At 55.2% G+C, this 15,082-nt stretch carries 5 protein-coding genes; 2 read left to right on the top strand and 3 right to left on the bottom strand.

The features are described from left to right. Positions 1-8: 8 nt before the first annotated feature. From ABE504_RS14900 to ABE504_RS14910, 3 genes are all read right to left on the bottom strand, one after another. Positions 9-1,652, bottom strand: coding sequence for an extracellular solute-binding protein (locus tag ABE504_RS14900; RefSeq protein ID WP_430089808.1), 1,644 nt, complete (start codon positions 1,650-1,652; stop codon positions 9-11). 202 nt (positions 1,653-1,854) lie between these two features. Then, positions 1,855-4,218, bottom strand: coding sequence for a helix-turn-helix domain-containing protein (locus tag ABE504_RS14905; protein ID WP_430089811.1), 2,364 nt, complete (start codon positions 4,216-4,218; stop codon positions 1,855-1,857). Positions 4,219-4,368: 150 nt separating this feature from the next. Further along, positions 4,369-11,175 carry a polysaccharide lyase family 8 super-sandwich domain-containing protein gene (locus tag ABE504_RS14910; protein ID WP_430089814.1) on the bottom strand — a complete coding sequence of 2,269 codons (6,807 nt, stop codon included), beginning with the start codon at positions 11,173-11,175 and terminating at the stop codon, positions 4,369-4,371. A gap of 286 nt (positions 11,176-11,461) precedes the next feature. Here ABE504_RS14910 and ABE504_RS14915 point away from each other — a divergent pair, with 286 nt between their 5' ends. Both ABE504_RS14915 and ABE504_RS14920 read left to right on the top strand, forming a co-directional pair. Continuing rightward, positions 11,462-12,313: a hypothetical protein gene (locus tag ABE504_RS14915; RefSeq protein WP_430089817.1), complete on the top strand. Its 852-nt coding sequence runs from the start codon at positions 11,462-11,464 to the stop codon at positions 12,311-12,313. 121 nt (positions 12,314-12,434) lie between these two features. Next, positions 12,435-14,621: an alpha-galactosidase gene (locus tag ABE504_RS14920; protein WP_430089820.1), complete on the top strand. Its 2,187-nt coding sequence runs from the start codon at positions 12,435-12,437 to the stop codon at positions 14,619-14,621. Positions 14,622-15,082: the final 461 nt, after the last annotated feature.

Genomic DNA, 15,082 nt, shown 5'->3' on the forward strand with positions numbered 1-15,082 from the left:
TCTAACGATTAACGCTTGTTGTAACGGTCGAGCGCAGCCTTTTCAATCGCAATGGCACGGTCGATTTTGAGCGATTTGATTTTATCCACATACTTGTCGAACGCATCGATCGGCTCCGAGCCCAAAATGATTTTGAGCGACATTTCACCCACCAGCGTGTTCACATCGTTCATAATCGTCGCAAACTCCGTGCTCTCATCCGGTGTAGGCGTGATCGGCGGCAGCAGGTATTTCTCTGCGTCCGTATTCGACCATACGGTGATCCCGTCTTTTTGCTCCGGCATCGTCAAGTACTGCTCGATATACCGTTTATCCTGGACGAACGGACCGTTGTAGCCGGAGCGCGCATACATCGCAAGCGCTTGTGCAGGTGCGAGCTTATCCGGGTTCTTCATCACGTAATCCGTATACTTCGGATAGCCGTTGTCCATCTTGTAGCTCACGCCTTCAACCCCGAAGTTGAAGAAGTTGTGGCCTTCCTCGCCGTAGCCATAGTCCAGCAGTCGCACCGCTGTCTCCACATTCTTCGAATTCGCGGTGATTGCCACGCCGCCTGTCGGTACAAAAGCGAAGTCTTTTTGACCGAATTTCGGCTTGTCGCCGCTCTTCAGTACCGGATAAGGGGCCGGAGCAAATTTCGCGTTCGGCTCTTTCTCCTGTACAATCGGCTGCCATTTGCCGATACCCGCGCCGGAATTCCATACGGTCGCCGCACTCTTGCCGGACGTCATATTGGAATCCATCGTTTTGGTATCGACGGTTGCGATATTTTTATCGATTAAGCCCTCGGCATACCACTTCTGCATCGTCGCCAGGAATTGCTTATAGCCGGGCTCCATTGGACCGTACTTAATCGTGCCGCCTTCTTGGTAAAAGTTCTTGATGACGCCGAACGCCCCGATGAATGCGCCGCCATCCAGACCGAACAGCGCCGTCGGCATACCCAGGAACGTCAGCGGAGCCGCTACGCCTTTCTTTTCCTTAAACGCTTTCAGCACGTTGTACCAGTCGTCGATCGTCTGCGGCATCGGCAAGCCGAGCTCATCCAACCAGTCTTTGCGAATGATCGGGCCTTGGTACGTCTTCAGCAGATTATCGCCGCGAATGAACGGGAACGCATAGTAGCTGCCACTGTCCGTTTTTATTTGCTTATCCACTTCCGGGTGCTCTTTCAAATACTTTTTCAAATTCGGCGCATATTTATCGATCGCATCGTTCAGCTTCAGAATGTAGCCATCGTTGATCGCTTTCTCCGGACCACCCGGGAAGGAGGAGCTCCACGAGTATTCGATCATGTCCGGCAGCTCGCCGGATGCCAGCAGCACGTTAAGCGCTTCTTTCGCCTGATTCGCAGGCGGTTGAATGAACTTCAGGTTCACGCCTGTCCGCTTCTGCCATTCTTGGAAGAACGGCACCTCTTGGAACGTCGGTTTCACGCTGCCAATGTTCCCGTTAAGCTCAGCCCAATAGGAGAGTGTCTTATCCGTTTTCATTGGATAGCTGAACGGGCCAGCTGCCGCTGTTGGGGGCGTGCTTGCTCCCGCTCCGTCCTTCGGCGGATCGGCTGGCGCTTCCTTCGAGCAGGCTGCGAGCATAGAGCCCGACAGCGCCAGCAAAGTAGCCATAGTTACGATTTTTTTCGTTGCTTTCATAAACCGCTTACCTCCCTTTTTCGTATGACCGCGTCTGTACAACGCTTCGGTCTGTACAGCCTTCATATTGACGCCAGCGGGCTCCAAAAGATATAACGAAAAGCTCCAATTTCGTTGTTAAAACACGCCTCCGCATGCATAAAATCGCCAATTGCATTGCATCCATTACGGAAAACGGGCAACCACCCCAGTGGCCGCCCGTCTATCCCCGCAGCTCGCGAAACTTGCCGGGCGTGATGCCTTCGAACTTTTTAAATACCCGGATGAACGTCGCCGCCTCATTAAAGCCGACCATCTTGCCGATGTCGACAATCGGCTGATCCGTAAAGCCAAGCAGCGCTTTGGCCTGCTCAATCCGTACCCGATTAATATAATCGAGCAGCCCTTCGCCCGTCTGCTCTTTGTACAGCTTGGACAAATAGCTTGCCTTCATTTGAAAATGCTCACCCAGCAGCCCCACATTCAAATCCATATCCTGATAATGGGTTTCCACATAAACATTCACCTTGTGAATCAACTCCCGCAGCGATTCCGCCCGGCCCTTGGAAATGTTCACGTCCAGCTTCGCCGCCGTGTACGCACATACATCTTCCAGCAGCAGGTTGAGCTGCTCGACCATTTCCCTGACCGTATCGCTGCTCGCCATCGTCTCCATCCAGTTCGGATGCTTCGCGAGAAAACTCTCCTCGACTTCGCCCAGCTCATGAATCGTTTTCATCATCGTCGAAATCAAATTAAACATCAGGCAGCGAACCAGCGTCACGGACGTCATCGACTTCCCGTAATTGCGGTCGATTACCTCATCCAGCACTTCCCGGGCACGCGCCAAATCGCCGATTTTAATGAAATTCATCAACCGCTGTTCAATCTGTAAAGGGTAATAGTAGCCGGTCATCGGCTCCTTATGCAGCTGCTCATAGGCGATGATCTGCTGCTTGCCGAGCACCAGCTTGTACTCCATCGCATCGAGCGCTTCTTGATACGCCTGCTCGATGCCGGCAATCGTCGAATGCGCTCGCGAAATCGACAGCGTGAGCTTCATCCGATACCGCTCTAACAGAAACTGCTGCGCTTCTTCCGAGATCGAAACGAGCTGCTGCATGCGTTCCTCTTCATCGTCGGAGGAGAAATTCACGATGCAAGCGAGCATATCGTCAATTTCAGCGACATAGCCCCGATGTCCGTGCATGCCGGCCAGTTCCTCCACCACATTGGTTAAAATGAACTGTGCCAATCGGCTTTTCTCATGCGCGCTGATGGACGAAATGCTGATACTGACCTCCTCGGGTGCCTCCATAAAGAAGAGAATGACGGCAAAATCTTCGGACAGCAGCTCAATCTGATGCGAATTCAGCGATTCCCGCAGCGGAATCGGCCCGTCCAGCCGGCCCTTCAACAGGCGCGCCAGCATATTGGAACGCAGCATATTATGCTGCTGCTGAAGCTGCACTCGAATCGCTTCCTTCTCGCTAAGCGTGTCGGAAACCGCACGGTGAATGAAGCTTAGCTCATTCCCCTCCTGTTGGCTGCCACGGCCGCGCGAACCTTCCGCCCTGGCCAACACTTGAACAAGCCGCTGAATCGGCGAGTAGTTTCTCCGCATGAAAAAGAGGGTCAATATCGCCGCCCCGATCAGGGAGATCGCCACGCTAACATACATCACGTTGCGGACGTAGACGGCTTTTTGCCAGTATACTTTGCTCGGGATGACCGAGATGTACGTAAGCTTCGACACCTCAGAGTTCAAATAATAAATTTCCGATTGCTCATCACTCGTTTTGTTATAAATAACGCCGCTCTCTGCCCTGCCCAGCTGATCCAGAATGGACGCCGGAAGCCCCGTGCTCGTATTCGACAGCAGTACTTTATGCGCCTCATCCAGCACATACACGTTCCCGCCGCTAAAAGACTGCACCTTGGCAATCGCTTTATTAAAACGCTCCACATCCGCCATCACAACAACAGAACCTGTCGGCCTGCTGCCCGATCCTGCCGGAAGCCGGGTAATGAGCGCAAGCGACTGCTTGGAATATGCAGAATCCTTGCGAGGCAGAACCGTGAACGTCGTACTTCTGTTCATTTTCACCAGCTTCAGCCAATCGGCATAACTGATCACGCCCGTATCGTGAATCGTTTCAAAACCCGCTTGATAATCCCGCGTACTGCCGGGCAGCAGGACCGTATTCTCCGCTTCCCACGTCAAATAAAACTGATCGACATTGGCATAGGAGGTCTGGTACATGAGAAACTCCTTCGCGATCAAATATGCGGTATACTGCTCATCGCTGCTGGACATGCGGGTATAGATCAAGCTTTGAATTCTTGTATTCCACGTCAGCTCCATACTCAGACGCTGCATCATTTCGATCTGGGTATCGATCGTTTCTCTCACCTGCTGGAGCATCGTATCGTTGGCTCTATGAATTTCGCTTCGCAGCGTATTGCTGGATTCCCGGTATAGAATCAGACTCATCAGAATCGGAATGATAAATACGGCGCTGTAGGAAATCAGCCATGTAAAAATGACGCTTTTGCGCTTCTTCCACAAATTCATTTTGATCGGCATGCGCTCTCTCCTCTGGGGTGTCTGTCAGTACGGCTTCCTCCATTATGACGACTTCCTCTTGCAAAAGGAATGCATAAATTGTCCAATCGCGTTGTTAAAAAAGTTGCCGCAGCACGAAAAAAAGGGGGCAACCCGCCCCCTCTCCAGCATTTAGTTCATAAATTCGATATAGGTCAAAAGCCGTTTCAACACGACCGCCGCTTCCGCTCTGGTTGAAGGGGCGGCAGGCGCGATGAGGCTCGCCGACCGTCCGTTCAGGATGCCAGCTTGGAGTGCCGCCGCCAGCGGCGCTTTCGCCCAAGCGCTAATCTGCGGCTGATCCTGGAATGGCTGGAGCAGGTCTTGGTTCGCACCGCCCTGCGCCGGCTTACCCCCAAGCTTCATCGCGGATGCGAGCATGACCGCCATCTGCTCGCGCGTGATCGGCAGGTTCGGACTGAACATATCCGGTCCGGTACCCTCGATCAGCTTCGCCTGCACGGCTGCCTCAACCGCTGCATAGTACCAATCGGTTGGCGCGACATCCTTAAAGCTTGGCTGCTGAACCCCCTTCGCTTGATAGCCAAGCGCGCGCACCAGCATTGCTGCAAACTCGGCCCGCGTGACTTGCGCCTCCGGTGCATAGCGGCCGTCCGCCTGACCTTGAACGATCAGCTTCGACGCCAACAGTTCGACGTCGGTTTTGCTCCAATGACCCGCAACATCGTCGAACGTTTTACTGCCTTGGATCACGGTGTAGATGCTTGCTCCGTTTCGTTTCATGCGCACTTCCGTCTGTCCGTCAGGTCGGGTTACAAACACCGCCGGCACATAAGTCAGCTCGCCTGTCTCCGGATCATACCAGACAGCCGTCGCCTTGCTCGCATCGAGGCCTGCCGGTAGGAGCATCGTGCGAACCACATAAGTGTTGCCAAATTGCGTCACCGCCGCAACTTGATCGCCCTGCTCCACGGTTACTTTGTAGTCCACGACCGGTCCTGCAACCGTAACGTCATCGTTGCTGGAGGCTGCCTTTACCTGTTCCTCCAAAGTCGGATCCGCTTGTTGGATCGTGACGGTTACGGTGGTGCTTGCCCCGGATGGTGCCGCATTCGCCACAGCTCCGCCAGGAGCGAACAGGGACAATGGCAGCGTCATGTCGCCAAGCTGCGACTGGAGAACAACGGCGCCCGCTGGCGACGTTGCAGCCGCAGCCTGCAACGCAGCTGCCGGAAGCTTCACGACCAACGTGCTGCCATTACCTGGCGGCGCAATGACGACGGTCGAGGCATCCGCAGACCAGGCTTGCTTCAGATTCTCGGCAGCCACGACCACCGTCGTCACTTCTCTGCCTTGGCTGTCCTTGCTTGTTACGACCGCGTCCTCCGGCAGCTTCAGCTGAAGGACGCCGTCTTTCGGTCCTGTCGCCGGCGGTGTCGACGGTGTCCCAGTGCCAGCACCGGCACCTGAGCCGCTGCCAGAACCAGATCCAGAGCCCGCTCCATTGCCTGAATCGCCACCCGACGACGATTCTACAGTGACGAAGCGCAGCATCTTCTCCTTCCCTGCTGGCGCGCCGCTCGTCTCATCCGCAGCAGCACGGACCTTGAACTCGTGCGTGCCGTTCAGGTTAACGCGCCTAAACGCTTCGGCTTCATACCGCACATAATCGCCGCCGTCCAGGCTGTACTCCAGCCCCGCGTCCATACCCGATACGGTATTCGCCGCATCGTCCGCCGTCACTTGCGGCGCTTTCGGCACCACATATACGGTTACCGCAGCTTGCAGTTCGGCGTGCGCCGTCGTTGCCGTAATGACCGCCTTGCCCGGCTGCAACGCTTGCACCAAACCGGTGCTGTCGACAGAAGCCGCCAGCTCATTGGAGGATACCCATCCAATTGTCGTGTCATAGGCGTCCGAAGGTGCCACTTGCGCACCTAACGAAACTGTCGTCTGCTCAGCATCCTCAGCCGGTTCATCCAGGTACACCGCTTGTTCAGCCGTATTCAGCTCCAGCCCTTGCGGCTGCTTAGGCGCTTGGTACGTATACACCTTCACATTGTCGATCCATAAAGGCGCGTCCACGGCACCGTAGGACGTATAGATCCGCATGTTGTCGATCGTGGTCGACGACTCGAAGAAATTCAGATTCGCCTTTTGCAGCACGCCGTTCAAATACACATTGACTTTCTGGTTCGCGATGTCAACCTCCAGTCGGATGTGATGCCAGACACCTGTCGGTACCGAACCGAGCGTGTCGACCGTGCCGTCCTTGTACAGGTAGCGCAGCGTTCCACTCGTTAATAGCCGGACAACGCTTTTCTCGCCCTGCCGCAGCTCATAGAACGGCGTTTTGCCGCTGTTCTTTTCCTTCAAATCCCACTCCGCAACCAACATTCCGTCTTGCACCGCAAAAGGCTGCATGAGCGAAGCGCTGAACTTATTGTCGTTGTCGTTAAGCAAAACACTTCGATTCGCTGCGTTCGGGTCCTCCACAATCTGTACGGGAGCCGTAGTGCTCTGGGCAACTTGCCATGCGTCGAAGGAACCCGCATTAAACGTACTGTACACTAACGTTTGCTCGCCGAAACGATACACCGCGATGTCGTCTGCATACAGAATCGCGTCTTTCGCCTGGGCATCCGTTTGCATCCGAATGCCATCCAGCGCCGCAACCGGGCTGGCAAAGCTCGCGCCGGCCGCTGCCAGTTTACCATCCACATAGACATCGTATTTGCTGTGCGGAATGTCCATCGTCAACCGCAGCTTCGTCCATGTTGCCGCAGACAGCCCTTGCACGTAATGCTCGGCGCCCTGCGCGTCAATCCAATAGAGGGCTCCCGCCCGCGTAACAAGGCGAATGGCGGCTGCATCGCCACCAAGCAGCGTAAATTCCTCACCCTTCGGCCCGTATGGCTCGGCAAATGTCCATTCCGCCTCCGCCAAGCCGGAGACAGCCGGGAACGTTCGTGAGGCAGAAGCCGAAGCCTCATCGCTCATATCCAGCAGACGCAGTATATTGCTGGATTCCTCCGGCAGCCGCTCCAGCGTCACAAGCGTCTGCTGCGCATTGCTCACGCTCCAGCCGCTCGGTCCGCCGCCGACCGCTTCAAGCCCGTTGCCTTCGTTATCGAAGGCGGCGTACAGCGCGGCATTGCGGTCAAGCTCGTCGGCACTGCTTCTAGGATTCGCAATCGCCGGAATCGGCGGCCGATCCGAAGGTCTCGGCTTCGCGGGATCCGTATCGAACGTCGCATGGAACGTGCGTCCGACTGAACCGTTCACACTGACCACCAAGCGGATGGTCGGGTACAGCTGCGTCACCATGATCTGCGGATCCGCCTGCAGCACACCTGCAGCGGAACGGTCCAGCTCAAGCTCGATAGCGCCTGTATTCTCTAGCGTAGGATCGGAAACCGCGAGCTCCAATTGGTTGTTCACTTCTTTGATCATCACTGCAGCCTGCCTGGAGCTCGTCACCAGATCCGCCTTCGCCTTCTGATCCTTCCAGAAGTTCACGGCTGTAAGACCCAATCCATTGTGGCGAACCGCCTGCGCCGCCTCATTGTTGGCCAGCACCTCATAAGGCGGATGCTCAGCGTATTGCTTCACCTGTTCCGCCGTTTTGTTCGGCAGAATCGCGTAGCTGTACGTTTGACCTTGCGGGCTTTTCCCATGGTCGAACCATAAGCTGAGATAGTTGCGCGTCACAGGATCGGACTGCGAGATACTTTGGTTCACATCGCTCCAGTGGCCTGTGCGCTGCTCACGAAGTCCATTAATCGCAGGGAGATCCGGGAAATAGTACCCGATATCCGACTGCGCGCCGTTGCCGCCGAAGTGCATCCACTGCACGCCCGTCATGCGTTCATTCCAGCCGAGCGCCGTGGACTTCGCCTGCCCGTTCACGGTCAGCGCATTGTCGCCGGCCGCATTCAGCTTGCGCTGCTCAACAATCGTCTCAATCGTCCGGTTGTCGCTGCTCGAAATACCCGAGCCGAGCGCCACGATCTCGTCGCCGAACAGGAACCACGATTTATTCGCCTGCAGCGTGGTGCCGATTTGCTTCAGCTGCATACCGGAGCTGCCGTACGGCCCCATTTCAACGCCGCCGGCCCAGCTATTGCCCGGCTTGCCTTCCCCATCACCGTTTTGGTAGTCATTGAAGACGCGCGGTCTTGTATCCACCGTCGTGCCCGGCAGGCGGTACCGGTTCCCTGTCGCCCAGTAATCCTCCATATACTGCGCCTGGTCGCCGTTATACAAGTACGTCATTCCGTCGCCCGTGTACCAGCCTTCTCCGTTTTCACCGTTGGTCAGCTCGTACGTCTGGATACGTTTCGAGCTTTTGCTGATTCCGAACGTATAGTCGTCGCGAACCTGCAAGCTTCTGGCCATCCCTGCAAACTCGTAGTAACCGGAAGCCTCCCGATCCGACACGATCGCCGCGTCGTTCACCCAACCCTTCACAGAACCGATTAAGTTCATCGAAGATAAATAATTGTAATAGTTAAAATGCGTCTGATCCTCCGTAATCCATGCTTTCAGCATGCTTTTCAGCTTTTGCGCGTCCGCCGCCGGGGCATCAAGCGCCAGCCTAGCGAGTGCTGACATAATGCCCGCTGCGGTCTTTTGAGCATTATCCGACCCGCGCACAATCGAGCGGCCGTTGACGAAATCCATCGTCATTCCTTTGTAAATGACCGGAGCAACCCCATCATAAATCCACTTGTAAATGTTATTCACGTTGGGATCGGTAACCGGCCAAGGGCTGCCGTTCAGCAAATACAGCAGTTGGCTGACGCCCTCCAGCATGACCGAACCGTAGCTTCCCGTGTAGGGAACGGACGTGTGCATCACGAACGAGCCATCCTCGTAAAAGCCGTCGCCTGCCGTCACATAAGCAAACAGCGGGGACATTTCCGTCGCCACGGCGCGGATGCGCGCATCCGATTGCAGCAGCAGCCCGTCCACAAGCTTATACAGCAAAATATCGGAACGATTCGCCCCCGTATAGTAGGAGCTGGTATCAAAAACGCTCGATTGGATATCCGGCGTATAATGGTCAATCGCGCCGATGTAGCGAGCAATCTGCTCTGTCGTCAGCGCATCGTACATCATCACCATCGTATCTGTCATTTTCCCAGGGATACCAATTTCAAAATTCCACCAGTTGCCGAACGCAGTACCCGTCTCGTTGTACTGCTTGGTGTAAACCCAATCCAGCGCAGAGACGATATCGTCGCGCAGCTGCAAATTGTGGTAAAGCGCCCCGCCTTTCGTCGAGTAGGCGTAAGCCATCTCGCGGATTCGCGATATATTGGTATGAATCGCATCGGAATTCCCGCTGCTGACGACGCTGTCCGACCACAGCACTTGGCGGTCCGCTGCTTTTTGGAGCGTGGACCAGCGGGTTTGTCCGTTCGCCGTAAGCGTGGCCACCTTGGCCTGTACGTCCGCGTCTGACGTATCCAAATTGTCGCCGCCGTCGAGCCCTGCTTTGCGTTTCAAACGTAAACGCTCGAACTCGCCGGAGACCGCTGCTTGATCAATGACCTTAATCATCGTGCTCGCTGTTTTTCCTCCATCCACACTTGTTGCCGTCAGCTGCGTCTCGCCCAGCTTCAGACCGGTAACCACGCCCGCCGCATCGACCGCCGCAATCGTGGCATCGCCAATCGTCCACGTCACAAGCTGATTGCCCGCTTGCGCCGGCTGAAAAGTCGGCACCAGCGTAACCGTATCCCCTTTGATCACCGTAACGGTGCTTGGCAAAGAAATGGACGCCACACTTGGCGGCTGCACGTTCACCGTCGTTGTCGCCGTATGGCTGCCGTCTTCGCTCAACGCCGTAATTACAGCCTCACCGGCAGCCTGTGCGGTGACAAGTCCTTGCGCATCCACCGTAGCAGCAGCGGGATTGCCGCTTGTCCATGTCACCTTCTTATTCGTCGCGTTTGCAGGCGTATAAACAGGCGTTAACTGCACCGTCTCCCCTGCCGCCACCGTTTGCTCAGAAGGCAGCGTGATGCCGTCCAATGGTACGTTGGTCGTGACCGTAATCGTCGATGACGCTGTCTTCGCACCTTCCAGCGTCGTCGCCGTAATGTGCGCCGTGCCGACAGCCATGCCGGTCGCGACGCCGTACGTATCGACCGTGACCGTTGCCGGCGCGTCCGAGCTCCACACCACGCGCTGATCGGCGGCATCCGCCGGGGCAACCTGCGCCGTGAGTGCCACTTGCTTGCCGACGCCGATCGTCGAGGCATCCGACGTCACGGAAACGCTTTCAACGGGCTCGTACGAATAGACGCGAACATCGTCCAAATAGACGCTGCCCTGTACCGATGTGCCGGTCTGCGTGAATTTGATCGTGTTAATCGTATCCCAGGTCGCGCTCAGGGCTCCCCCGGTCACCACCTGAACATCATTGAGCAGCACGTCCGCCTTTTGCCCGACTTGGTCGATAATCGCTTTGACGCGATACCATGTATTGGGCGTATACGCCCCCAAAGACTTGCCTAGAATCGACATTTGGCCTGTTTCCGTTAATGTCAGAAAATTTTTCCACACACCGCTGTTGCTCTTCACATCCAGCAGCCGGATATGGCCGGCGTCTTCCGCGCGAACCGCTGCCTCCAGCACGACTTTGCCGGCAATATTGAGGGAGAATTTCCCCGCGTACAGCTGCGTGCCTGACGTACCCGACACCAGCCTCAAGCTGAGATCGCTCCTGCCGGGGGCTGCTTCCCCAACGGTGTAATCCGTACCGGCTTTCGCATTATACAACCCCCAGTTGCCGCCAACCTCCGCAGTCGGTCCCGACGTCGAGGGCGTGGTAGGGTAACTATTAAAGCTGGCCGCCACATACGTGGTCGCTGCAGCCTGTGCCGTGATCGGCCCTGCTTTACCGTAAGGCAGCAGCAAGTTGCCTGTCAGGGCGGCGATGAGAGCGAGCACATACATCTTCTTACTCATGGACATCTCCCCTTCATGATTGGATAACTACACGCTCATTATAAGAGGAGAAACCGCTTGGCCATATTTCCATTTCATCCAATAGACTTAACAAATTGTTTTCCCCATGCACAAAATGTCCACTACCATTAACAATAATCGTTAACAGACCAAAAACGCCCTGCGCCTTAACTGCACATCCTTCCAAACCACAAGCGCCTCTCCTGCATAAACCTGCCCCTCGTTTAACCCTTGATCACTTTGTTAATGATAGTGGGGAATACTTTCCGACTTCTTGAGGTGCGAAATGCCGAACTATGTGCCTTATCTGCTATTAGCATGCATAGCTATCCTAATCACGGTCGTCACGGCAATTCGTAAGCGGGAGCCGTTTGCCCCCATTCTTCATCTTTCCTTTGCGGGCATGATTTACGTCTTTGAGGTGTTTGTGCTTGTCGTATTCGAGGCCTACACCTACTATCCGAAATTTCTGAAAAACCCTTACCTGGACAGCATGGTCGGGGCCACATTTTCCAACTTTTTCATCATCCCTTCCATTGGTGTACTGCTTGCCTTCTATCAGCCGCGGCGGCTGTGGATCGGGTTCTTCGCCCTTACGATGGGCGGAATCGATATGCTGTTCATTCGTTTGAAGCTTTACAGCCATGAAGGCTGGACGTCGTGGTACACCATTTTTGCCTTGCTGTTCTTCTTCATGATGTGCCGGATATGGATTCGGAAAATACAGGAAGGAAACCGACCCTTCTGTTATTTGACGTATTTGATGTTTGCGTTCAGTACGACAGATTCGATCATGTTCACGCTGCTTTTAAGCGGCTTGCGGCGTCTAAAAATGGGTCTCTACCAAAATCCTTACCGGGATGATGTAATATTGACCGTCAGCTCGGCCTTCGTCATTTCGCTGCTTCTTGGCAGCGTAATCTACGCGACGAACAAGCGTCGCTATTGGGCAGCCGCGTGGGTCATCAGCATTATCGGACAATATATCCTCTACCGGACCGGTCACTTGATCCTTTTTGTCAAACCCTGGATCTATGCAGTCGCTTATCTAGCTTTCTTGGGACTCGCCACCTGGATCGATAAGAGCGGGCTAAAGCTGCTGCGGGCGTATGTGCAAAAAGAAAAGATCACCTCCTAAGTAAAAAACTACATTTCTACATAGTTATACTCGATTTCTCCATATACTTATCTCACCTAGCGGTCTATGATACGCCTATAGTTTTCTAAGATAACGAGAAAGTTCGAGGTGCTTTTTCTCCATGTCCATCCATTTTGATGCCGAACAGCGCATCTTTCATCTGCAAGCAGGGCATACAAGCTATGTGCTGCACATTTTTGAATCAGGCCATCTCGCACACGCCTACTGGGGAAAAACGGTGCGCGGCATCCAGCCGGAAAGACTGATTCGCACAGAGGAACGCGCTTTTTCACCGAATCCCAATCCAGCTAATCGCCACTTTTCACTCGATACACTGCCGCAGGAATATCCGGCTTACGGGAATACGGACTATCGTCAACCTGCTTACCAAGTTCAATTGGATAACGGCTCTACGATCACGGATCTCCGCTACGTTTCACATACGATTACGCCAGGCAAACCTGCACTGACAAGCCTTCCTGCCACGTATGCCGAATCGGATCAAGAAGCGACTACGCTTGAAATCACTTTGGAAGACAAGCTCATCGGCCTTCAGGCTATCTTGAGCTACACCGCTTTCGAGCAGCAGAATGCGATTGCACGCAGCGTACGGTTTATCAACACCGGCACAGCGTCCCTCAAGCTGCTTCGAGTGCTCAGCATGAGCGTCGATTTCAGCCATGACCAGTTCGAGCTGCTGCACTTATCCGGCGCATGGGCGAGAGAACGCTACGTGGAAAAAAGGAAGCTTGGGCCTGGCACGCAATCCATCGAGAGCCGCCGCGGAGCAAGCAGCCATCAGCAAAACCCGTTCGTCGCGCTGCTAGAGCGTGGTGCTACGGAAGACTACGGCAGTGTGTACGGCTTCAGCCTTGTGTACAGCGGCAACTTCCTCGCCTCCGTCGAAGTTGACCAAATGCACACGACGCGCCTTTCCATGGGCATTAATCCGTTCGATTTCTCATGGCTGCTGGCGCCAGGGGAACAATTCCAAACGCCGGAAGCCGTTATGGTGTACTCCAGCCAAGGGCTGACGGGCATGTCCCAGACGTATCATGAGCTGTACCGGACGAGACTGTGCCGCGGCGAGTTCCGCGATAAACCGCGCCCAGTGCTCATTAACAACTGGGAAGCGACGTACTTCAATTTTACGGCGGATAAAATTGAGCAAATCGCCCAAGCCGGCCGCGAGCTTGGCATCGAGCTGTTCGTGCTCGATGACGGCTGGTTCGGCAAACGCAATGACGACACCACATCGCTCGGCGACTGGTTCGTTGACAAGAACAAGCTGCCGGCAGGTCTCGAAGATCTCGCGCAGCGTGTGACCAAGCTGGGCATGCAGTTCGGCCTCTGGTTCGAGCCCGAGATGATCTCCCGCGACAGCGAGCTGTACCGCGCTCATCCGGACTGGTGCCTGCACGTGCCGGACCGTAACCGCTCCGAAGGCCGCGGTCAACTGACGCTTGACTTGTCGCGTCCCGAAGTGTGCGACTACATCGTGGACGCGGTCTCGAAGGTGCTCGCCAGCGCGCCGATTTCCTACGTCAAATGGGATATGAACCGCCATATGACCGAGATCGGCTCCGCCGCGCTGCCACCGGAGCGCCAGCGTGAGACCGCCCACCGTTATATGCTAGGTCTGTACAACGTGATGGAGCGCATCACGACAGCGTTCCCGCACGTGCTGTTTGAAAGCTGCTCAGGCGGAGGCGGCCGATTCGATCCCGGCATTCTGCACTATATGCCGCAGACGTGGACGAGCGACAATACCGATGCCATCGCCCGCTTGAAAATCCAGTACGGCACGAGTCTCGTGTATCCGATCAGCGCGATGGGCGCGCACATCTCCGCCGTACCGAACCATCAGCTGCACCGCACCACGTCGCTGAAAATGCGCGGCGACGTCGCCATGTCCGGCAACTTCGGCTACGAGCTCGATCTGACGACGTTTACACCGGAAGAGCGCGAGCTCGCGAAAGAGCAGGTCGCCCAGTACAAAGAGTTACGCAAGTTTGTGCAGTTTGGCCGTTTCTACCGCTTGCTCAGCCCGTTCGAAGGCTTGGAAGCCGCTTGGATGTTCGTCTCCGAAGACGGGCAGGACGTCTTAGCCTGCTACTTCAACATCCTGGCAGAGCCGCATGAGCCGCTCAAGCGCCTGATGCTGAAAGGGCTCGATCCGGACGGCACATACAAGAACACCACAACCGGCGAGGTGTACGGCGGCGATGAACTGATGTATGCCGGCCACGCCCTGCCGAGACAGCATGGCGATTTTGAAAGCCATCTTTTCCGCTTCCGAAAGGTGTAAACGTAGACTCCCTCCTTTACGGCGTCCTCATATCTACGAGAATAGAAGCCTCATCCAACGACCCCGACAGGTCAAGGCGTTGGATGAGGCTTTGCGTTTTTTGCGGCAAATTTAGCAGGGGAAGGATGCAAACTGCAATTATGCAGGAATTTTCCACGGCAATGCCGTTTTCATCAAAATGCCTGCAATAAGGCAGTTTTTTTGCCCCGAGTCAGCGCCAAAACAGGTTTCTCGCCCAAAATGCCTGCGCAATCGCAGGCATTCCTTCAAATCCAGAGCGGAAGGGTGGAAATTCCTGCCTTTTCGCAGTTTTGATGTCTGAGGAGCGAGTGAGTGAGTGAGTGAGCAGTATCCGTATCCGCATCCACCCCCGCATCTGAATGCTCAGTTGGCGATCATTTTCACGCGCTCCGTCGACTGCCGTGCGTATCGTTCATTCGTTTTCCTTGAGTGTATGCCGC

The organism is Paenibacillus oryzisoli, assembly GCF_050467285.1.
Lineage (GTDB): Bacteria > Bacillota > Bacilli > Paenibacillales > NBRC-103111 > Paenibacillus_E > Paenibacillus_E oryzisoli_A.